Source organism: Pseudomonas beijingensis (assembly GCF_030687295.1).
Taxonomy (GTDB): Bacteria; Pseudomonadota; Gammaproteobacteria; order Pseudomonadales; family Pseudomonadaceae; genus Aquipseudomonas; species Aquipseudomonas beijingensis.
Map to the genome: position 1 here is coordinate 2,325,137 of NZ_CP117425.1, position 20,170 is coordinate 2,345,306.

Consider the following 20,170-nt stretch of genomic DNA (forward strand, 5'->3'; position numbering starts at 1 on the left):
GAATGTGAGTCTGGAAACCACTATCGCGTCGCTGGTATCGGCGGCCAATAATTTGACCACGGTGGTCAATGGAAAAATCGGCAGTATCAACACAACCATGGCCACGGCTTTGACACAGTTCAATGAGTGGCGAAGCCAGAAGGATGTGGAAGGGGATCCAAGCGCCCTTGGCACGATTCGTCGCAATATCCTGCAGGGACACGTATACGGAACTGGCGGCGTCTATGGCGCAACAGCACAGGGGGATTTTGTTTCCACCAACCTGGGTGCCAGTTCAAATGTGTACATGCATTTCAAAGTGCCGCTTAACATCAATGTCAATTCGGAGATGTTCTGGTTCAACATCAAGGGCTACAGCTACGGCACAGCCAAAATAATCGACGAAACGCTGGTGGGGTATTCCTATCAGCCCACTCGGGTCCTGCAAAGCGTTTCGACCTTTGGGAATATGGCCCCTGCTGTCTATGCCGACACAAACGGTAATGTCGTCATGCGAATTCTGATTCCCAACGTTTATTACACCACCGTGCGTATCGACACCATGCGCGTGGGCAATGGTCGGCTATTCAATCTTGGGGATTTGACCACCAAGTTGTCGCTGGCCGAAACCGTTGTTTTCAGCTAAGGAATGAACATGTCTGATCTGTCCAACAATGACACACCCGAAATTCCACTTGCCGTACCGTCGCGTGAAATCGAATGGGCCGCCATCCGCACGCGTCGCAACCAACTTCTGCGAGACACGGATTTCACCCAACTACCGGACTTCCCAGCAACAGAAACTCAGCTTGCCGAGATCAAGGCTTATCGCCAGGCCTTGCGAGATATCCCCGAAACGGATGCGGAGCCGTCCAGGCTGCTCTGGCCTGTACTGCCAGATTTCATCAAGTAGACCACGACCGCGAGAGCGGTTTTTTTTCGCCCGCAATAAGCCCCGTGACGGGGCTTTTGTGTTTTTCGCGTCTGGAGAACCCGTAGATGCCCATTCGTAAGCAATACACCGTGCTGCTGCCATTTCCTGCCGGCGGCGGCCACTGGTCGAGCATCGGCCAGAAGCTCGAACTGCTGGATGTCGAGGCTAATGCCTTGCGCAGCGCCGGTCGCCTCGAGCTGACCAGCGTCCTGGAGGCGCACAAACAGGCTGTCGACACGCAAGCCATCCCAACCCAACCGGCCAAAAAGGCCACCACCAAAAAGGCTGAATAACCATGGCTGAGGTTTTGAACTTCGAGCACAACGGCATTACCGTCAATGCCACTGAATCTCCCGAGGCCATGGGTGGCCTGGGTGACAACGTCATCGGGCTGGTCGGCACCGCGCCGAATGCCAACCCGCTGATCCCGAAAAACACCCCGTTCCGTATCAACAGCTTCACCACCCAGGCCCAGTTGGACCCGACCGGTGCCGAGGCGGGTACGCTGTTCCAGGCGGTCTACCAGATCCTCAAAGTGGTCAAGGTGCCGGTCTACGTCGTCATCGTCGAAGAGGGCGCGACCCCGGCCGACACCCAGAACAATGTGATCGGCGGTATCGAAGCGCAGACCGGTCGTAAGTTGGGCTTGGCGGCGTTGAGTGGGGTGGCCGAGGACCTGACCATCATCGGCGCGCCGGGCTTCACCGGCACCAAGGCGGTGGCCAGCGAGTTCGCCTCGTTCGGCAAGCGCATCAAGGCGCGTGTGGTGCTCGATGGCAAGGACGCCTCGGTCGCCGATCAAGTGACTTACAGCCAGGAACTGGGCGGTGCGGACCTCGGTTTCGACCGTTGCCTGGTGGTGCACAACATGCCGGCGGTGTACTCCAAGGCGGCGAAGAAAAACGTCTTCCTCGCGCCGTCGAGCCTGGCTATCGCCGCGCTGGCCAAGGTCAAGCAATGGGAGAGTCCGGGCAACCAGGTGACCTTCGCCGAAGACGTCTCGCGCACGGTCGAATACAACATCCTCGACACCTCCACCGAAGGCGATCTGCTCAACCGCTACGGCGTCAGCTACTACGCCCGGACCATCCTCGGCGGCTTCTCGTTGTTGGGTAACCGCTCCGTCACCGGCAAGTTCATCAGCTACGTCGGCCTGGAAGATGCCATCAGCCGCAAGCTGGTGAAGGCCGGCCAGAAAGCCATGGCCAAGAACCTGACCAAATCGTTCATGGACCAGGAGGTCAAGCGCATCAACGACTGGCTGCAAACCCTGGTGGCCGACGAAACCATTCCCGGCGGCAGCGTGTACCTGCACCCGGAATTGAACAGCGTCGAGAAGTACAAGAACGGCACCTGGTACGTGGTCATCGACTACGGCCGCTACGCGCCGAACGAACACATGATTTATCAACTCAATGCCCGCGATGAAATCATCGAGCAGTTCCTGGAGGACGTTCTCTAATGTTTACCAACCGCGTAAGACAGGCCATCGCGGCCACTCTGCAAGGCCTGCCGTTGTCGGCGACCGTGGAAGATTTCACCCCGCCGAAGATCGAATTCGAGATGGAAGAGATGCGTGGCGGCCGTTTCATTGGCGAGGAAATGGCCAAGGGCGGCAAAGTGCTGACAGCCAAGCTGACGCTGCAAGGTCTTGGTCCGGAAGTCATGCTGGCATTGGGCGTGACGGTGGGCGACGACATTCTGCTGAACGTGCGTGAAGCCGGCCAGGATCAGGACGGCAACACCTGGTTCACCTACCACACGGTGGGCGGCAAGTTGAAATTCCTCGAGGAGACCACGCTGAAAATGGGCGAGAAGCCCAAGACCATTCTTGATCTGTCCTGCCGCACCTACAACCGCCTGGAAAACGGCGTTCCGGTGATCGACATCGACGTGCGCACCCAGAAGTTCGTGCTCAACGGCGTCGACATCCTCGGTGATGCGCGTCGTGCGGTGTTGTTGCCCTAAGTCACTGCCAGCCCCTGTGGGAGCGAGCTTGCTCGCGATGGCGGAGTATCAGTCGACATCAATAGTGAATGTCAGACCGCTATCGCGAGCAAGCTCGCTCCCACAGGTTGTCCCCCGATTTACCAAGGAATTGATTCATGTCCTGGATGCCTCCTACCCATGAGCTGTTGTCGCCGATCACCGGTGACGACGGCTCGCAGATCGAGCAACTCTCACTCAAGCCGCTGTACTACGCTGCGCAGAAAGACGCCCTGGCCCGCGCTGGCGATGACGAAGACGACCAGTTCTTCGAACTGGCCAAACTGGCCACCGGCCTGTCGGTCAAGGAACTCGACCAACTCAAGCGCCCGGATTACGTGAGCATTGCGCAATACGTGCATGAAATGTCCACCCGCCCGGCGTCGCACTTTCTGGAATCGGTGGACGGCGCAGCGGCCGATCCCGACCAGGTGCCGCTGCTGCAACCGCTCGACGTCGCGGGCCGCAGCATGACTTCGCTGACCCTGGAAATGCCGGTGCTGCGCGCCACCAAGGCGATGAAAAAACTGAAGACGGCCAAGGAACGCGCCGAGTTCATCACCGCCCATTGCACCGGCCTGATGATCCCCGATCTCGATCGGCTGACCGTGCCCGACTGGACCCAGTTGCAGGTACGCATCGACGATTTTTTAAACAAACCGGCGGACTTCTTTCGGAGCGCGACATCGAAGTGATCCTCGATGTGGTGCCGCTCATTTACTCGGTAAGTGAGGCGGAAATCCTGGAGTGGGACGCCGGCAAGGCCTTGCGCCGCTACGACATCGCGATCACTCGCCTTGGCGTGAAACAGGAGTAGAGCGGGATGGCAGACGATAGATATTCGCTCAAATACACAGCCTTCGATGAGCGTGGGTTGGCGTTCGGTGATACCAGCCTCACCAGTGGCGTGTCGGCGCAAGGTGCGTTCGCCAGGGATCAACTGGCGAGCCTCGATCTGGCGCTGGAAACACTCGGGCTCAAGCTCGGACTGCTGACCACGGCGATCGAGTCGCTGACCGTGAAGCTGTCGGCGCAACGATTGTTCTCCCAAACGATGGGCGCCGACGCCAAGGGTGAGTCGGCCAATAAGCCCAAGGCTAAGTCGGGCGGTGGTATCGAACCACCGGCGCTGCTCAAACCCGCGATAGCGATGGATTCGGCCATGGCCGATCTGAAAAAGGCCACCCAATTTGGGCCGCGCCAGATTCAACAGGTGGCTGAGGCAACCCAGCAGATCGCCGCCGCTCCGCTGGTGGCGGCCGGGGGCACCACGGCGGTTGAAGTGGTGAAGATGCAAAGCCTGGCGGCCAGGAAAGGCATCGGTAGCGATGTGCACGATGCCTCGGAGCGACAGCTAGTCCTGTCGAATTTCGCCTCGGATGCTGGCGTCACCGCGGCGGCGTTCGAGATGCCGGCCATGAAGGCCGCCGAAATGCTGGCCGAATGGCGCATCTCCATGAAGCTCAGCGGCGCCCAAGCCTTTGACTTGGCGGATGCCGCCAACCAGTTGGGCAAATTACCCAATGGTGCGAAAGCGGCTGAGATCGGTGCGGTCTTGCAGAGTGACGGTGCGGCGGCGACGACGGCAGGCCTGGCCCCTGCGCAAGCCGCCGCGTTGACGGCGGCATTGCTCAATACCGGGGCCAAGCAAGCTGAAGCCGGCTTGGCACTGGATAGCTTCACGACGGCCCTTAGTAAGGGGGACCAGGCCTCCGTCACCGAACAAACGGCCTGGAAACAGCTGGGCCTGGCGCCCACGGCGGTGGCGGGCGGCTTGCGTGACAAGGACACGGCGCCTGGCACGGTGATGACGGTGCTGGCGGCCTTGAATGCGCAACCGGCCGACAAGCGCTCGGCCCTTGCCGCCACGTTATTCGGCAACGGCGATGAGGCGGTGTTGCGCATGGCGCAGAAACTGCCCGATGTGAACGCCGCCTTCTTGCAGGTGAAAGACCCAGGCCAGTACGCCACTTCACAATTGGGCAACGACGGCTCGGTGCGGCAGGACGCGTTGGCGCTGTCGAAAACCCAGCAAGGCCAGCTGAACATCCTCAACGCCCGCAGCGAGCGTTTGTCGGTGGCCACGGGCAATGCCTTGATGCCTTCGGCGGATACCTCGTTCCAGTGGCTGGGTTCGCTGGCCGATTGCATGAGTGAGTTTGGCTGAATCCTCACCTAAAGCCGCCGCGGCCATCATATTGATTGGCGCAGCGATCAAACCGCTGGTGGGGGCGCTGCTCAAAGCGGTAGGGGATGAGATATCCAGTCAGGTGGCCAAGCGGGTGTTGGGGAGGGCCGCTCCGCGCCTTCCCGGCCGATTGGGTGAGGTGATCACCGAAGATTTCAGAAATTCTCGTGTGAACAAGCTGGATACAAGCAATGCCAACCAGCGTCCCGAATCCAGGCCGAAAATACGCGTCAGTACACGAGGCTCACAGGGGGGCGCAGGGCGTTTGTCGCTCGGGCCAACCGCCTCGTTACGCTCGATGACTCGCAGGGCGCCCGGGCCCATTAAAAGTCGTCGGCGCCGTCGCTGATGTGGCCGAGGGTGTGCTGACCGGCGACAAGCGAATGATGGGCGCAGGCCTGGGAGCCGCCGGTGGTGGCTGGGCAGGTGCTGCTGCGGGGTCTGCGGCCGGTGCCGCTTTGGGGAGTGTCGTTCCGGTGCTCGGCACTGCCATTGGTGGTGTGATTGGCGGACTGCTGGGCGGCTGGTTGGGGAGCGATGCCGGCGCGTCTCTGGGTGAAAAACTCGTTGCCCCCGCTGACAGACTCGCCGCTCCAGACCAGGTCAGCAAAGACCTGGCCAGCACCCAGGCAACCACACAGCAAAACACCATGACCGCAAACATCTACATCAACGGCCAGGACCAGGCCAGCGCGAGTCAGTTGGCCAACCTGGTGGTGCAGCAGCTCTCGGGCCAATTCGGCTTAACGACCATGCCCAACTCACTGGCCATGCGCAGTGATGCGGCCCTGACCGACGGAGGTACGTGATGCGTCAACAAATGGCCCTCGGCAGCTTCATCTTTGGCCTGTCGAGAAATTTTGCGTACCACCAACTGGTGTATACGTCGGACGGTGGCTGGAAAAGCATCGACATTCTCACCAGCAAACCCAAGTCCAGCCAGATCGGCCAAGGCCTGCAAGGGCTGACGATCACGGGCAAGTCGATGTATGCGACCGCCATGGATCGTCTCGATGAGTTGCGCGCTTTGCAGGCGCAGCGCGTCCCGCTGCCGTTGGTCGATGGCATCGGCCGCAACTGGGGCCTGTGGCAGATCAACAAGGTCACGGAAACCCAGACCGAAATCATTGATGACGGCACGGCGATGGTGGTCGGCTGGGTGGTTGAATTGATGGAGTTCGCCAATGCGTAGGGTTCGAAGTATCGCCGGTGATTCGGTGAATCTGTTGCTGTACCGCGAGCTGGAGCGTTGCGACGACATCGTCGAGGAAGCGCTCTGGCGGCTCAATCCGGGGTTAGCTGAATGGGGCCCGGTATTGCCGGCGGGCGTGTGGGTGGTCTTGCCGGAAGTGGACCTCAAGCCCGTGGCAACCCCACCGGTTTCGGCCTGGGATTAAGGAGGCGACATGTCATTGGGTTTCACGCCAGCGGTGGAAATTTATGGCGCGAACGCCGCGCTGCTCAACGAACGATTGCTCAGTTGGACACACGTCGACGCGGCGGGGATCGAGTCCGATCAGTTGACGCTCACCATCAGCCTGGACGGGCTTGAAGGATTGCCCAGTTTCGGTGGGAAAATCGGTCTGCGGGTCGGTTACCTGGAGTCGGGGCTGGTGGACAAAGGCGAGTTCGTCATTACCCGGCGCACGCCAACGCTGTTTCCCTTGAATCTCACACTAGTGGCCATGGCGGCCCCGTTCAGCGCGGCTGACCAGACCGGGTTCAAGCAGCGTCGATCCGTCAGCCATGGCCCGACGACCCTGGGTGCGCTGTTTCGTCAGTTGACCTCCAGGCACGGGTTTTCACCCCGTGTGGCGCCGGACCTGTCGCTGATCAAAATCGAGCACATCGACCAGACCAACGAGACCGACATGGGGTTCCTGACGCGCTTGGCTCACCGTTATGACGCCGTCGCCAAGCCGATCAACGAGCTGTATGTGCTGGCCCGGCGCGGCCAGGTGAAGTCTCTATCGGGCAAGGTCCTGCCCGAGATGAAACTGTCGGTGACGACCAACAATCGCCCGGGCGACCACGCCTTCATTTCGGCCAAGTTTGATGAAACCGCCCGGGCCAAGTACCAGGGCTGCAAGACCCGGTGGTGGGATGCGGCGGCCGGCAAGCTGCAGGTCGAGGAGAGCGGCATCGCGCCGTTCAAGACCCTGCGCCAGCGCTTCCAGAGCGCCGACGACGCCCGCGCTGCCGGCGAAGGAGAGGTGCGCCGGATGCTGCGCGAAGCACTCAAGGTGACCATCGAATGCCCTGGCAACCCTGGACTGTCCGCCGAGGGCATCGTACTGCTGGACCCCACCTGGCCGGATTTCATGCGCGGTCGCTGGTCGATCGACAAGGTCACCGCCAGTGGCGACCGGGAAAAAAGCTACCGCTGCCTGATTCATGCAACCTGCCTGGATGCCAAAGCCTGACGCCACCAGCCCTTCTGTGGGAGCGAGCTTGCTCGCGATAGCGCCCTTACATTCAACATCCCCATTGCCTGACACACCGCAATCGCGAGCAAGCTCGCTACCACAGTTTTTGTTCAGCGTTGTACATGCACGGCGTGCAACCGAGACCCTGGTGGGAGCGAGCTTGCTCGCGATTGCTGTAGGTCAGTCAACACCATCCTGAATGTCAGACCGCAATCGTGAGCAGCACGCCGCCGGCGTTCTTGTGCTCACTTAAAAGGGATTTTTTCTAGAGGAAAATATGACTGCAATCGAAAAGGACTGCGACATCCTCGCCCGAACCCTGTGGGGTGAGGCTCGCGGCGAAGGATTGTCCGGCCAGATAGCCGTGGCCTGGACCATCCGTAACCGCGTGTTCGACGGTAACGCCAGATCCTGGTGGGGTGAAGGCTATGTCGGTGTCTGCCTGAAGCCCTATCAGTTCAGTTGCTGGAACAAAAGCGACCCGAACTTCCCGTACCTGAGTGGAGCAAAGGAAATCCCGTCGAAGCAGTTCGCCCAGGCGAAGCGGGCGGCTGACCTGGTGATCTCCGGCGCAGAGCCTGACATCACAGGCGGGGCCACCCACTACTACGCGAGCACGATGCTCAAGCCACCGGTCTGGGCCGAGCAGGCGAAACAGACCTTGCGCCTGGGCAATCACATCTTCTTCAAGGACGTGCCATGAACCCACTGGCATTGAAGGCGCTGGTCGTGGGCGGCTTGGCGCTGCTGCTGGTCGGCGCGACATGGAAGGTCCAGGACTGGCGCTACGGCAAACAGTTGGCGGAGCAGACCAGCTTGCATCAATCCGACCTTGAGCAGATCAGCAGCGCGGCTGTCGCTCAGGTACAGGCAGAGCAGAATAAGCGTCTCGCGCTCGAGCAACGCCTGTTCGTCAGCGAACAAACCCACTATCAGGTAATGACCGATGCCCAAAAAAATCAGGCTCATCTTCGCGATCGTCTCGCTACTTCTGATCTTAGGCTGTCAGTCCTCCTTGCCGAGGAACCGGCCGGTAGCTGCTCGATGCCTTCCGCCGCCAGCGCCAGCGGCGTGGTTCATGGAAGAGCGAGAGCCGGACTTGACCCAGCGCATGCTCAACGAATTATCGCCATCACCGACGCAGGCGACCGCGGACTGATTGCCTTGCAGGCTTGCCAGGCCTACGTCAGGGCGCTGGGTCGGTAATCCGGCGAGCCTTGCAAGCGTCGACTGCTCGTGTACGGTAGGCCTCAATCGCGTGGAATCAGGAGAGCACCATGGACGACATTACCGAACTGGCCGCTGAACTGGGCAGGCGCCTGCAGTTGCTCAATGCCCACGTCACCACGGCCGAGTCCTGCACCGGCGGGGGTATTGCCGAGGCGATTACCCGGATTCCCGGGAGTTCGGCCTGGTTCGAGGCCGGTTACGTCACTTATTCCAATCGCCAGAAGAGCCAGCAGCTCGAGGTACCGGCCGAGTTGTTCGAGAAGGTCGGGGCGGTCAGCCGCGAGGTGGTCGAAGCCATGGCACAAGGCGCCCAGCGCAAAAGCCTGGCGCGTTTTGCCGTGGCGGTCAGCGGGGTGGCCGGGCCGGACGGGGGCTCGCCGAGCAAACCGGTGGGCACCGTGTGGCTGGCTTGGGGCGTAGGCGAGACGCTGATCAGCGAGCTGCGCTTCTTTGCAGGCAACCGCGACGAGGTCCGCCGACAAACGGTGAAGGCCGCGCTAGAGGGGCTGTTGCAACATGCCGCTGTAGAAATCTCAAATCAGGGGTAGGCGATCCTCAATCACTGTGGAATAATACTGGCTACTTATACAGGTGTTGGCCGCCAGGCCTTATTGATTACGTGAGGACTTTAATGGACGACAACAAGAAGAAAGCCTTGGCTGCGGCCTTGGGTCAGATCGAACGTCAATTCGGCAAGGGTGCCGTAATGCGTATGGGCGATCAGGACCGTCAGGCTATTCCTTCCATCTCCACCGGCTCCCTGGGCCTGGACATTGCGCTTGGCATTGGCGGTCTGCCAAAAGGCCGAATCGTTGAAATCTACGGTCCTGAATCTTCCGGTAAAACCACACTGACCTTGTCCGTGATCGCCCAGGCCCAAAAAGCCGGCGCGACCTGCGCCTTCGTCGACGCCGAACACGCCCTGGACCCGGAATACGCCGGCAAACTGGGCGTCAACGTCGACGACCTGCTGGTTTCCCAGCCGGACACCGGCGAGCAGGCCCTTGAAATCACCGACATGCTGGTACGTTCCAACGCGGTCGACGTGATCATCGTCGACTCCGTGGCGGCATTGGTGCCAAAGGCTGAAATCGAAGGTGAAATGGGCGACATGCACGTGGGCCTCCAGGCCCGCCTGATGTCCCAGGCCCTGCGCAAGATCACCGGTAACATCAAGAATGCCAACTGCCTGGTGATCTTCATCAACCAGATCCGTATGAAGATCGGTGTGATGTTCGGTAGCCCGGAAACCACCACTGGTGGTAACGCACTGAAGTTCTACGCCTCGGTTCGCCTCGACATCCGCCGTACTGGCGCGGTGAAAGAAGGTGATGAAGTGGTTGGCAGTGAAACCCGCGTCAAGGTCGTGAAGAACAAGGTGGCTTCGCCGTTCCGTCAGGCCGAATTCCAGATTCTTTACGGCAAGGGCATCTACCTCAATGGCGAGATGATCGACCTGGGTGTGTTGCACGGTTTCGTTGAGAAGTCGGGCGCCTGGTATGCCTACAACGGCACCAAGATCGGTCAGGGCAAGGCTAACTCGGCCAAGTTCCTGGCGGATAACCCGGAAGTTGCCGCTGCTCTCGAGAAGCAACTGCGTGACAAACTGTTGAGCCCGGTTGCAGACGTCAAGTCCGTGGCTAATCGCGAGCCCGTTGACGACCTGGCTGACGCTGACATCTGATTGATCCGATGACCGCCGTATTCGATACCCTCGTCGCGGTGCGGCGAACCGCGATGGACCTGCTCGCCAGGCGCGAGCACGGTCGAGTCGAGCTGACGCGTAAACTGCGTCAGCGCGGCGCGCCCGATGAGTTGATCGACACGGCCCTCGACCGTTTGACTGAAGAGGGCCTGCTGTCGGAATCCCGTTACCTGGAAAGTTTCGTCGCTTATCGCGCCCGCTCCGGCTATGGTCCTTTGCGCATTCGTGAGGAACTGGGCCAGCGTGGCTTGCAACGCCCGGATATCGAGCTCGCCTTGCGCGAAAGCGGTATCGATTGGCAGGAGCAACTGACGGACACCTGGCGCCGCAAGTTCTCAGGGCATTTGCCCATCGATGCACGAGAGCGAGCCAAGCAAGGGCGTTTCCTGGCGTACCGAGGCTACTCCATGGAGATGATCAACCGTTTGTTCAGCGGTCGCGGTATGGATGATTAAACAAAAACGGCCCGCTATTTCGATAGCGGGCCGTTTTTTTATGGGCTCAGGTTACCTTGATCGGTTCCCAGGTGAGGGGATGGGGCTTTTGGGCGGGCTGGGCCCAGTTTTCCGGCAGGTTGATGTAGTCCACCAGTTCCCTCAAACGACCATGATTGCGGGCGTTGAAGGTAAACGTCAGCCGTGTCAGATGACTGAACCGCGCCTCGTCGTGCTCTTCGCCGCTGTAGTCATGTTGATGAAAACAATCGTTCAGGCACAGGTCGGCAAAATCTACCTGCATCTGCTGCAAGGCCTGCTCGCTTAGCTTGTGATTCATGCGGATCACGAACTGATGCTTGAGCCAGCGACTGGAGTGGAAGTTGCGGTAGAACTGATTGATCTCTTCCACGGCCTCTTCGGCGTTGTACACCAGGCGCATGAGTTTCATGTCAGTGGGCAGGATGTAGCGGTTTTCCTCCAACTGCTCGCGGATAAAGTCCAGGGCGCCTTGCCAGAACTTGCCCCCGGGCACATCCAGCAGGACCACCGGTACCAGTGGGCTTTTACCGGTCTGTATCAGCGTCAGGACTTCCAGCGCCTCATCAAGCGTGCCGAAACCGCCGGGACAGAGCACCAGTGCGTCGGCCTCCTTGACGAAAAACAGCTTGCGGGTGAAGAAGAAGTGGAACGGCAGCAGGTTCGACGTGCCTTCGACGGTCGGGTTTGCGTGCTGCTCGAAAGGCAGGGTGATATTGAATCCCAGGCTATGGTCACGCCCCGCGCCTTCATGGGCAGCGGCCATGATGCCACCGCCGGCACCGGTGATGACCATCATGTCTGAACGCGCCAGCGAAGCGCCCAGCTCTCGGGCCAGGCCGTACAACGGATGTTCAATGGGCGTTCGGGCCGAGCCGAAGACCGTGACCTTGCGCCGGCCCTTGAATTGTTCGAGCGTACGAAAGGCCTGTTCCAGCTCCCTCAGGGCCTGCAGCGTGATCTTGGCATTCCAGCGGTTGTGATCTTCCTGGGCCATGCGCAGCACAGTCAGGATCATGTCACGGTAAATGGGGAGGTTGGGACTGTTGGGAGACACCAGGTTGAGTTGTTCTTCAACCTTGCGGGTGAGGTCGTGGCCGTGGTTCTCAAAAATGACGACTGAGCAGGTCATTCGGTTTGTAAGGCATTCAACTTCTCCTTCTTAACAGGACCCCGGCCCGGACGAGAGATTCGTCAGGGCCACGACACCTTCGTGTGTCGTTGTCAGCTCAGGCATCTGCCTGGAGGGTGACCTGGCTTGACGCGGTCTGCGGCAGGGCGACCAAGCCATCCAGCGGGTTCTGCTTTTCCCTTTGATAAAAACAAGCACGCCAAAGTGTTGGCCGGGCAGCCTCTTTCTGCCCGATGCAAATACTAAGGATACTTCTGAATCTAGCTGATCTTTGCTGCCCTGATCATGGCGCTCAAAAGTGACCGTTGGCAACCGCTGGATAAGCGCACGGCAATATCGCGCCGCTCGTCAGATTGCCGACCAGGTGCGTGCCGCTCTGATTTACTGATAACAAGCGTGCCAATGCAATTTGACGCCCAGGGCTGGGTGCCACGTGATGGATTGAAGCGGATCGGGCATGGAGGCGGGAGAGATGGCCAGGGTGACTCTGGAACTCGACAGGCAGTTGCACTTGATGCTGGTGGAATCGGCCAAGGCCAATCGGGTGAGTCTTGAGGAAGAATGCTGTCGTCGGCTGGGCGGGCGAGCATGGCGCTCGCGCTACCTGCAGGCGCTGGTAGCGGAATTGCGCGCCGACGATGAACAGCGGCGCGCAAGCTCGGGTTGATTACTTCTTCGTCTTGGCCGGTTTTGGGCAATCCGATTCCTGGAAACGTTCGGTTGCGACCGGACGGTTGGTCTTAACCTCGGTGAATTCGTAGCGCATCGTCGCACCCTTGGCCATCAGCTTGCGAAAGCCCGGATTGGTGCACACCGTGGAGCCAAGCTGGAAATACACGGCCTTGGGGTCTGCGCGCATTTTCTGGGCATGGCTGCTTTGCACACTGAGATGGTTGATCAACTCGGTGCCTTCGACGGTATAACCCTGGTCGAGAATGTCTTCGTTGATCGCCCGCGGCGTACCGACGCTACTTTCCTTGGCAACGTTCTGCAGCATCTTGTTCAGTTCGAGTTCTTTCAGCGAGGCAGCCTGAGCGCTGAAGGACGTCGCCAGCAGAACGGCAACGGTAGGGACGATAAGGCGCAGCATGAAACTCTCCTGGTTCAGTGACTGGTGGTTCGACCGATCACATGACTGTGCGTTCAGTGGTCGGGGATTATAGGGGAGCCCGGGTGGACGGTACAGGCTCGTGCGCTCTGGTAGACTGCCGGCCTTTATTGCCCTGCCGAGTGTTGTTCGTGTCGAGTTTTCCTGTCTGTCGGCGTCGTCCACGATGAATCACGCCCCTAATGCCGTAGCCCGCCTGCGTGACCAGCGCATCGATGAGGGCATCAAGCCGATTCAGGCCCGTGGCTGGCGCGCGCCCCGTTGCAGCGCCTGCCGGGTGATCGAGAGCCATTGCCTGTGCGCCTGGCGACCAAGCGTCGAGACACGTTCCGGGGTCTGCCTGATCATGACCAACAAAGAGGTGTTCAAGCCTAGCAACACCGGTTGGCTGATTGCCGATGTGGTGCGCGACAACCATGCGTTCATCTGGTCGCGCACCGAGGTCGATGAGCAACTGCTGGCGTTGCTGAACGACCCGCAATGGCAACCGTACCTGGTGTTTCCGGGCGAATACGTGGAGCCATCGCGGGTTACCCACACGGTAGACCTCGATCAGGCCAAGCGCCCGCTGTTCATTCTGCTGGACGCGACCTGGACGGAGGCGCGCAAGATTTTCCGTAAAAGCCCATATTTCGACCGGCTGCCGATCCTGAGCTTGTTGCCCGATAAACTGTCGCGCTACCGCTTGCGTCGTTCGACCCGCAGCGAGCACCTGTGCACCGCCGAGGTAGCGGCGTTGTGTCTGGAATTGGCAGGCGACAGCGACGCCGCGTCGGCCCTGGATGCCTATTTCGATGTGTTCAGCCAACATTACCTGGGCGCCAAGGGCCAGCAGGAAGTGAACGTGTCGACCCCGGCCCATGCCGAGTTGCAACCCTTCATTCGCACCCCGCAAGCAGTATTGGCCCAATAGTGGCCCATACTGGACGCAGGGGCGGCCGTGCTGCTTGACCACCCCGGCTTCGCTGGGCATGCTTGGCGCCGACCAGGGCGCCGACCACTGTTTGAAACGCTATGTTTGGCGTTGCACGTGCCCTGTGGATGCCGCTGCAGGGTGGTGTCTTGAGTTGTCTTGGCGAGGCGCGAATGCATCGGGCCTGCCATTAAAAACAGGATCATTTGAAAAATGGCCACATACGAAATCCTGATTGCCGATGACCACCCGCTCTTTCGCAGCGCGTTGCATCAGGCAGTGACCCTGGGCCTTGGCCCGGCTGTCCGGTTGACGGAGGTGGCCAGTATCGCGGAACTGGAGGTCCAACTGACGGCGAAGGCCGATTGGGACCTGGTGCTGCTGGACCTGAACATGCCCGGTGCCTACGGTTTTTCAGGACTGGTGCTGTTGCGCGGCCAATACCCGCAGATCCCCGTGGTCATGGTCTCGGCCCAGGAGGAAGCCTCGGTGATGGTCAAGGCCCGGGAGTTCGGCGCCAGTGGGTTCATCCCCAAATCCAGTTCCCTTGAAATGATTCAAAAGGCCGTGAAAGCGGTCTTGGACGGCGATGTCTGCTGGCCGCCCCAGGCGTTCGAGGCGGTGAGCGTGTCCGAAGAAGCCAAAGCCGCCAGCGCGGGCCTGGCCAGCCTCACGCCGCAGCAGTTCCGGGTATTGACCATGGTCTGCGAAGGCCTGCTGAACAAGCAGATTGCCTATGAGCTGAATGTGTCGGAGGCCACCATCAAGGCCCACGTCACGGCGATTTTCCGTAAACTGAATGTACGCACCCGGACCCAGGCGGCCTTGCTGCTGCAACAACTTGAGTCAATTTCGCCGCAGGCTTAATGCGCTGCTTCACGCTTTTTTGACCGGGTTTGAATTAGTTTCTCCACTCCTTTTCGATCAGTTGCTCACTCTATGTCACCTTTTAAAGGCCAGACCGGCCTGAAACGCATCCTTAACGCCTCCGGCTATTCCTTGGACGGGCTGCGCGCGGCTTTTGTCGGCGAAGCGGCGTTCCGTCAGTTGGTGTTGCTCAACGTTGTGCTGATTCCGTTGTCGTTCTTCCTGAACGTCAGCCGTGTCGAGCAGGCGCTGCTGATCGCCGTGTGTCTGCTGGCGTTGATCGTGGAATTGCTCAACTCGGCGGTGGAGGCGGCCATCGACCGCATCTCCCTGGAGCTGCACCCGTTGTCGAAAAACGCCAAGGACATGGGCAGCGCCGCCCAGTTCGTTGCCCTGACGATGATCGCGTTGGTGTGGGGGCTGATCCTGCTGTAACGGCTCAGGCAATGGTCGGCAGCACGATTTCGTCGCTGCGCTGGGCTCCGGCGGTGAACGCTCGGCACAATTCGAGGAATTCGCGCATGGCCGAGGTCTGGTACTTCTGTTTATGCCAGATGAAATAAAACTGCCGCGCCAGGTCCATGTCCGGGGTTTCCACCGCGACGAGGCTGCCGCGGCGGAAGGCGTCGCGCAGGGCCAGGCGTGAGATGCAGCCAATGCCCAGGCCGGACTCCACGGCGCGCTTGATCGCTTCGGTGTGTTCCAGCTCCAGGCGGATATTCAACGCGCTGCGGTGGTGGCGCATGGCCTGGTCGAAGGTCAGTCGCGTGCCGGAGCCCTGTTCCCGCAGAATCCAGGCTTCATGGGTCAGCTCCTCCATGGTTGCCTGGCCACGCTTGGCCAGTGGGTGTTGAGGGGCGCAGAACACTACCAGTTCGTCCTCGACCCAGCTTTGCACTTCGATGTCTGGATGGCTGCAGTCGCCTTCGATTAGACCCAGATCAATTTCATAGTGGGCAACTTGGTGCACGATATTGGCAGTGTTCTGCACGTGCAGCTTCACCTGGCTTTCCGGGTGGCGCTGCATGAACCCGCCGATCAACAAGGTCGCCAGGTAATTGCCGATGGTCAGCGTCGCGCCGACCGCCAGTGAGCCGAAACCGGATTTGCCATTGAGCAGGTCTTCGATCTCCTTGGCCTGGTCCAGCAGCGCCACTGCCTGGGGCAGCAGCTGTTTGCCCAGGGCATTGAGGCTCAGGCGTTTGCCGGCACGGTCGAACAATTGGCAGCTCGATTGCCGCTCCAGTTCGGTGATGGAGGTGCTGGCCGCCGACTGCGACAGATTGAGTTGCCCCGCAGCGCGAGACACGCTTTCTTGCTGGGCGACGGCGACGAAGACTTGTAGTTGACGTAGAGTAAATCGCATATCGATATAACCGATAACCCTTATCTTAATAATCCATTTAACAGATATTGTCGCCGCCATTAGAATGCGATGCAATTGCGCAGATTATCGGCGCAGGCACCATTCCCAGGAGTCCCCGTACATGAGCAACATGAACCACGAGCGTGTCCTCAGTGTTCATCACTGGAACGACACTCTGTTCAGCTTCAAGTGCACCCGCGATCCGGGCCTGCGCTTCGAGAACGGTCAGTTCGTGATGATCGGCCTGCAACAGCCCAACGGCCGCCCGCTTATGCGCGCTTACTCGATTGCCAGCCCGAACTGGGAAGAGCATCTCGAGTTCTTCAGCATCAAGGTGCCCGATGGTCCGCTGACTTCCCAGTTGCAGCACCTGAAGGAAGGCGACGAGATCATCATCAGCAAGAAACCCACCGGCACCCTGGTGCTGGACGATCTCAAGCCTGGCAAGCATTTGTACCTGCTCAGCACCGGCACCGGCCTGGCGCCGTTCATGAGCGTCATCCAGGATCCGGAAACCTATGAGCGTTTCGAGAAAGTGATCCTGTGCCACGGCGTGCGTTACGTCAATGAAGTCGCTTACCGCGAGTTCATCACCGAGCACTTGCCGCAGAACGAGTTCTTCGGCGAAGCCCTGCGCGACAAGCTGATCTACTACCCGACCGTGACGCGCGAGCCGTTCGAGAACGAAGGCCGCCTGACCGACCTGATGCGCAGCGGCAAGCTGTTCCGCGACATCGGCCTGCCACCGATCAACCCGCAGGACGACCGCGCCATGCTGTGCGGCAGCCCGAGCATGCTCGACGAGACCAGTGAAGTGCTCAACAGCTTCGGCCTGACCGTTTCGCCGCGTATGCGCGAGCCGGGTGATTACCTGATCGAGCGGGCGTTTGTAGAGAAGTAAGCCTGCATTTGTGGCGGCTGATAGATCGCTATCGCGAGCAAGCTCGCTCCCACAAGGGGATTTGTGTTGAATCCAAACGCGTGAACAACACGAACCACCTGTGGGAGCGAGCTTGCTCGCGATGGCAGCGACTCGGTCCAGCTGCCAGACCATAAAAAAGCCCCCGCTACCTGAAGGAAGGTAGCGGGGGCTTTTTCATTTCTGGCGGTTACGATTTCGCCGGAATCACTTCCAGCACCCGGATCAACCCCGGCTGCGGATAATGCCAGCGAACATCCAAGTCCCAGAACTGCGCGCCGTACTCCCGTTCGGCGGTAGGAGTCTGGTACGCCGGGCGTGGGTCTTGGGCCAGGCACTGTTCAATCAGATCCACCAACGGTTCTTCCAGGCGCGTGGCATGCTCGTGCGCTTGAAGCAGGGCAGTGTCCGCCCATTGCACCGGAATGAGCTCAGGCGCGGCGCTGGCGATGCTGTTGGAGGCCGAGCCGATGATGTCGGCGTAGGGCACGTAGGGGCTTGATGTCGAGCACCGGTGTGCCGTCCAGCAAATCGATACCCGAGAGCCACAGGCGCCCGGCTTCGACCCGTTCCAGCTTCACGACCGACTGGCCAATGCCGTTGGGACGATGGGTGGCGCGGGTGGCGAACACGCCCATGGACTTGTTGCCGCCCAGGCGTGGCGGCCGCACTTTCAAGCGTGGCTTGTCTTCCAGGGCCTGATGGAACAGGAACAGCAGCCAGACATGGCTGACTTGCTCCAGGCCTTGTACCGCCTCGCCCTGATCGAACGGCGCCACCAGTTCCAGCACACCGCGCGCGGCCGGGGCCAGTTGCGGTTGACGGGGGATGGCGAACTTCTCCTTGAAACAGGAGCGGACGAAGCCGATGGGGGAGACGGTGTAGGTCATGGGCTGGGATCGAGGCGAGGTTGAAAGGGCATCATAGCGCGAGGGACCAGGTGGGCACTGTTCTCTGTGGCAAGGGCGCTTTTGTGGCGAGGGAGCTTGCTCCCGCTGGACGCGCAGCGTCCCCTGGCGGTGTGTCAGACAAAAGCAGGGGGCTGCTTCGCACCCCAGCGGGAGCAAGCTCCCTCGCCACAAAAGCTCTGCAAACATCAGCAGTGCTTAGGAATCAGCAGCCCCTCGGCATCAGCCGCGAACGCGCAGCGTCAGGCCCTTGAGGAAGTTGCGCAGCAATTGGTCGCCGCACGGGCGGTAGTTGGTGTGGCCGAATTTGCGAAACAGCGCGCTCAGTTCCGGCTTGGACACCGGGAACTCGGCGGCCTTGAGGATGGCGTGCATGTCGTCTTCCTTCAGCTCGAAGGCCACTCGCAGTTTCTTGAGGATGATGTTGTTGGTCACCGGCACTTCGATCGGCTGCGGCGGACGGCTTTCGTCCTTGCCACGCTTGAAGATCACCAGGCCATCGAGAAAATGCGCCATGACCTCGTCAGGGCAGAACACGAAACCTTCTTCCTCGTCTTTCTTGAGGTAGCCCGCCAGGTCCGCCAGGGAGACGTCCAGGCCGCCCAGCTTGATGATTTCGATGACCTTCTTGTCGCTGATGTCGAGCATGTAGCGCACGCTGCGCAGTACGTCGTTGTGAATCATGTGTGCAGTCCTGATCAATCGGCAGTGGGCGCCTGCGTTCGGTGCGGCGCCGGGAAAATTAGAATTTCTCTTTGGCAGACAGGTAGCGCCACTGGCCCAGCGGCACCTTGCCGATGGACACGCCGCCGATGCGAATGCGGCGAATGGCGACGACCTTGAGCCCGACCGCTTGGCAAAACAACGCGATTACGCCGGGCTGCGGGTTTTTCATGGCAAAGCGCAGGCGGTTCTCGTTCTGCCAACTGGCCTTGACCGCCGGCAGCTCCTTGCCCTTGTAGGTCAAGCCGTGGTTCAGGCGATTGAGGCCATGGGCGACCATTTCGCCTTCGACTTCCACCACGTACTCCTGTTCGATCTTGGCGGCGTCGGCGGTGAGCTTGCGCAAGATCTTCCAATCCTGGGTGAACACCAGCAACCCGCTGGCGTTGGCTTGCAGGTCTGCACTGGCGGTCAGGCGCAGGAAGTGGCCCTTGAGCGGCCGCTTGCCGAAGCGATGTTCTTCGCTCAGGGTCTGCGGTCCGAGAGAGGCCATCGCGGTGTCCACATCCGTGCCCGCCGGGACGTTCAGCAGGAGCGTCACCGGCTCCGGCGCGGTGGCCTTGGCCTCGGGGTCGAGTTCGACTTTCTGGGTCGTCACCTTGAACTGCGGCTCATCGATCACTTCGCCATCCACGGTGACCCAGCCGCCCTCGATGAACAGCTCAGCCTCCCGACGGGAACAGCCGACGAGTTCGATGAGGCGTTTGGAGAGACGAATCGGGTCAGTCATGACGGGGGCCGTAAAAAAAGAGGGTGGGCATTGTACCTGCCTGGGGCCGGTTAATCGCGGGTCCATTTGCCTCATGCCACTTTTAGCCGCGCCCAGCCTTCAGGTCAGGCTGTTTGTAGCGCATGTGCAGAAGGGGGTAGGGCTGGTTCATGCCATCTTTTGCCGAGCGCCCGACCACTTCGAAGCCTTGCTTGAGGTAAAAGCCCAAGGCTTGCGGGTTCTGTTCGTTGACGTCCAGTTGATCGGCGTTCAGGTGTTCCATGGCGTAGCGCAGCAACAGCTTGCCCAGGCCCTGGCCACGGTGTTGTGGGTCGATGAAGAGCATCTCGACCTTGCCGGCCGCGACACCGGCGAAACCGGTGATCCGCTGGCGCGCGTCCCGTGTGCAAATGAGCATCACCGCATCCAGGTAACGGGTGAGCACCAGGTTTTTCAGCAGTTCGATGTAACTGTCTGGCAGAAACTCATGGGTGGCCCGCACCGACGCCTCCCAAACCTGGGTCAGTTCCTGATAATCGCTCGGTTTCGGTGTATGGATGACCGAATGCTGGCGCATTTCCGCCTGTTCCTTGTGCTGGATGTC

At 60.2% G+C, this 20,170-nt stretch carries 25 protein-coding genes and 3 pseudogenes; 20 read left to right on the forward strand and 8 right to left on the reverse strand.

The genetic code is table 11. The features are described from left to right. Positions 1-4: 4 nt before the first annotated feature. The 12 genes from PSH84_RS10480 to PSH84_RS10535 all read left to right on the forward strand — a co-directional run bounded on the left by PSH84_RS10480 (position 5) and on the right by PSH84_RS10535 (position 8,216). Positions 5-625, forward strand: a complete 621-nt coding sequence (locus PSH84_RS10480; protein ID WP_122565429.1) for a hypothetical protein — start codon at positions 5-7, stop codon at positions 623-625. Positions 626-634: 9 nt separating this feature from the next. After that, positions 635-892, forward strand: coding sequence for a tail fiber assembly protein (locus PSH84_RS10485; RefSeq protein WP_122565428.1), 258 nt, complete (start codon positions 635-637; stop codon positions 890-892). An 86-nt stretch (positions 893-978) separates the two neighbouring features. Next, entirely contained in the window at positions 979-1,206 is a 228-nt protein-coding gene (locus PSH84_RS10490; RefSeq protein ID WP_122565427.1) for a hypothetical protein, read from the forward strand. 2 nt (positions 1,207-1,208) lie between these two features. After that, positions 1,209-2,375, forward strand: coding sequence for a phage tail sheath protein (locus tag PSH84_RS10495; RefSeq protein WP_305482826.1), 1,167 nt, complete (start codon positions 1,209-1,211; stop codon positions 2,373-2,375). Further along, entirely contained in the window at positions 2,375-2,881 is a 507-nt protein-coding gene (locus PSH84_RS10500; protein WP_305482828.1) for a phage major tail tube protein, read from the forward strand. The genes PSH84_RS10495 and PSH84_RS10500 overlap by 1 nt, the downstream gene beginning before the upstream one ends. 137 nt (positions 2,882-3,018) lie before the next feature. Continuing rightward, complete coding sequence (locus PSH84_RS10505; protein WP_305482830.1) at positions 3,019-3,594, forward strand: phage tail assembly protein; 576 nt, start codon at positions 3,019-3,021, stop codon at positions 3,592-3,594. Positions 3,595-3,722: 128 nt separating this feature from the next. Further along, a complete protein-coding gene (locus PSH84_RS10510) occupies positions 3,723-5,066 on the forward strand; it encodes a phage tail tape measure protein (protein WP_305482831.1) in 1,344 nt (447 codons plus the stop codon). Positions 5,067-5,470: 404 nt separating this feature from the next. Then, positions 5,471-5,896: a glycine zipper domain-containing protein gene (locus PSH84_RS10515; RefSeq protein WP_305482832.1), complete on the forward strand. Its 426-nt coding sequence runs from the start codon at positions 5,471-5,473 to the stop codon at positions 5,894-5,896. Next, positions 5,896-6,279, forward strand: a complete 384-nt coding sequence (locus PSH84_RS10520; protein ID WP_305482833.1) for a phage tail protein — start codon at positions 5,896-5,898, stop codon at positions 6,277-6,279. The genes PSH84_RS10515 and PSH84_RS10520 overlap by 1 nt, the downstream gene beginning before the upstream one ends. Next, positions 6,272-6,484, forward strand: a complete 213-nt coding sequence (locus tag PSH84_RS10525; RefSeq protein WP_063322730.1) for a tail protein X — start codon at positions 6,272-6,274, stop codon at positions 6,482-6,484. The genes PSH84_RS10520 and PSH84_RS10525 overlap by 8 nt, the downstream gene beginning before the upstream one ends. Before the next feature lie 9 nt (positions 6,485-6,493). Then, positions 6,494-7,510, forward strand: coding sequence for a contractile injection system protein, VgrG/Pvc8 family (locus tag PSH84_RS10530; protein WP_122565420.1), 1,017 nt, complete (start codon positions 6,494-6,496; stop codon positions 7,508-7,510). Positions 7,511-7,790: 280 nt separating this feature from the next. After that, positions 7,791-8,216, forward strand: a complete 426-nt coding sequence (locus PSH84_RS10535) for a cell wall hydrolase (protein WP_122565418.1) — start codon at positions 7,791-7,793, stop codon at positions 8,214-8,216. A 65-nt stretch (positions 8,217-8,281) separates the two neighbouring features. Here PSH84_RS10535 and PSH84_RS28990 read toward each other — a convergent pair. Further along, positions 8,282-8,377, reverse strand: a pseudogene (locus tag PSH84_RS28990) (hypothetical protein); the annotation flags it as partial. Positions 8,378-8,790: 413 nt separating this feature from the next. On the opposite strand from PSH84_RS28990, the gene PSH84_RS10545 reads away from it, so the two are divergent. The 3 genes from PSH84_RS10545 (at position 8,791) to recX (ending at position 10,903) form a co-directional block, all read left to right on the forward strand. Then, positions 8,791-9,291: a CinA family protein gene (locus tag PSH84_RS10545; RefSeq protein ID WP_122565416.1), complete on the forward strand. Its 501-nt coding sequence runs from the start codon at positions 8,791-8,793 to the stop codon at positions 9,289-9,291. 83 nt (positions 9,292-9,374) lie between these two features. After that, positions 9,375-10,427 carry a recombinase RecA gene (gene recA / locus PSH84_RS10550; protein WP_014336835.1) on the forward strand — a complete coding sequence of 351 codons (1,053 nt, stop codon included), beginning with the start codon at positions 9,375-9,377 and terminating at the stop codon, positions 10,425-10,427. An 8-nt stretch (positions 10,428-10,435) separates the two neighbouring features. After that, complete coding sequence (gene recX / locus PSH84_RS10555; RefSeq protein WP_305482834.1) at positions 10,436-10,903, forward strand: recombination regulator RecX; 468 nt, start codon at positions 10,436-10,438, stop codon at positions 10,901-10,903. Between the two features lie 46 nt (positions 10,904-10,949). Here the strand turns inward: recX and PSH84_RS10560 are convergent. Further along, positions 10,950-12,069: pseudogene (locus PSH84_RS10560) on the reverse strand (LOG family protein). Positions 12,070-12,525: 456 nt separating this feature from the next. On the opposite strand from PSH84_RS10560, the gene PSH84_RS10565 reads away from it, so the two are divergent. Further along, positions 12,526-12,720 (forward strand): hypothetical protein, encoded by a 195-nt coding sequence (locus tag PSH84_RS10565; protein WP_122565414.1) that lies wholly within the window; start codon positions 12,526-12,528, stop codon positions 12,718-12,720. Here PSH84_RS10565 and PSH84_RS10570 read toward each other — a convergent pair whose 3' ends face one another. Next, positions 12,721-13,143 (reverse strand): quorum-sensing-regulated virulence factor family protein, encoded by a 423-nt coding sequence (locus PSH84_RS10570; protein ID WP_003198359.1) that lies wholly within the window; start codon positions 13,141-13,143, stop codon positions 12,721-12,723. A 184-nt stretch (positions 13,144-13,327) separates the two neighbouring features. Between PSH84_RS10570 and PSH84_RS10575 the strand changes: the two genes are divergently transcribed. From PSH84_RS10575 to PSH84_RS10585, 3 genes are all read left to right on the forward strand, one after another. After that, entirely contained in the window at positions 13,328-14,074 is a 747-nt protein-coding gene (locus PSH84_RS10575; protein WP_122565412.1) for a tRNA-uridine aminocarboxypropyltransferase, read from the forward strand. A 213-nt stretch (positions 14,075-14,287) separates the two neighbouring features. Next, positions 14,288-14,941 carry a response regulator transcription factor ErdR gene (erdR, locus tag PSH84_RS10580; protein ID WP_122565411.1) on the forward strand — a complete coding sequence of 218 codons (654 nt, stop codon included), beginning with the start codon at positions 14,288-14,290 and terminating at the stop codon, positions 14,939-14,941. A 72-nt stretch (positions 14,942-15,013) separates the two neighbouring features. Beyond that, positions 15,014-15,376: a diacylglycerol kinase gene (locus PSH84_RS10585; RefSeq protein WP_053118952.1), complete on the forward strand. Its 363-nt coding sequence runs from the start codon at positions 15,014-15,016 to the stop codon at positions 15,374-15,376. A gap of 4 nt (positions 15,377-15,380) precedes the next feature. On the opposite strand, the gene PSH84_RS10590 is transcribed toward PSH84_RS10585, so the two are convergent. After that, the gene (locus tag PSH84_RS10590; protein ID WP_063322709.1) at positions 15,381-16,307 is read right to left on the reverse strand and encodes a LysR family transcriptional regulator; all 927 of its coding nucleotides are present in this window, start codon (positions 16,305-16,307) and stop codon (positions 15,381-15,383) included. Positions 16,308-16,428: 121 nt separating this feature from the next. Here PSH84_RS10590 and fpr point away from each other — a divergent pair, with 121 nt between their 5' ends. Beyond that, positions 16,429-17,208, forward strand: a complete 780-nt coding sequence (fpr, locus tag PSH84_RS10595; RefSeq protein WP_003184787.1) for a ferredoxin-NADP reductase — start codon at positions 16,429-16,431, stop codon at positions 17,206-17,208. 208 nt (positions 17,209-17,416) lie between these two features. On the opposite strand, the pseudogene tsaA reads toward fpr, so the two are convergent. The 4 genes and pseudogenes from tsaA to PSH84_RS10615 all read right to left on the reverse strand — a co-directional run bounded on the left by tsaA (position 17,417) and on the right by PSH84_RS10615 (position 20,143). Beyond that, positions 17,417-18,116, reverse strand: a pseudogene (gene tsaA, locus PSH84_RS10600) (tRNA (N6-threonylcarbamoyladenosine(37)-N6)-methyltransferase TrmO). Between the two features lie 240 nt (positions 18,117-18,356). Further along, on the reverse strand, positions 18,357-18,818 hold the full coding sequence (locus PSH84_RS10605) for a YehS family protein (RefSeq protein WP_053182473.1): 462 nt from the start codon (positions 18,816-18,818) through the stop codon (positions 18,357-18,359). Positions 18,819-18,876: 58 nt separating this feature from the next. Next, positions 18,877-19,587, reverse strand: a complete 711-nt coding sequence (locus tag PSH84_RS10610; protein ID WP_003198375.1) for an rRNA pseudouridine synthase — start codon at positions 19,585-19,587, stop codon at positions 18,877-18,879. A gap of 82 nt (positions 19,588-19,669) precedes the next feature. Then, the gene (locus PSH84_RS10615) at positions 19,670-20,143 is read right to left on the reverse strand and encodes a GNAT family N-acetyltransferase (protein ID WP_122565408.1); all 474 of its coding nucleotides are present in this window, start codon (positions 20,141-20,143) and stop codon (positions 19,670-19,672) included. Between the last annotated feature and the right edge of the window lie 27 nt (positions 20,144-20,170).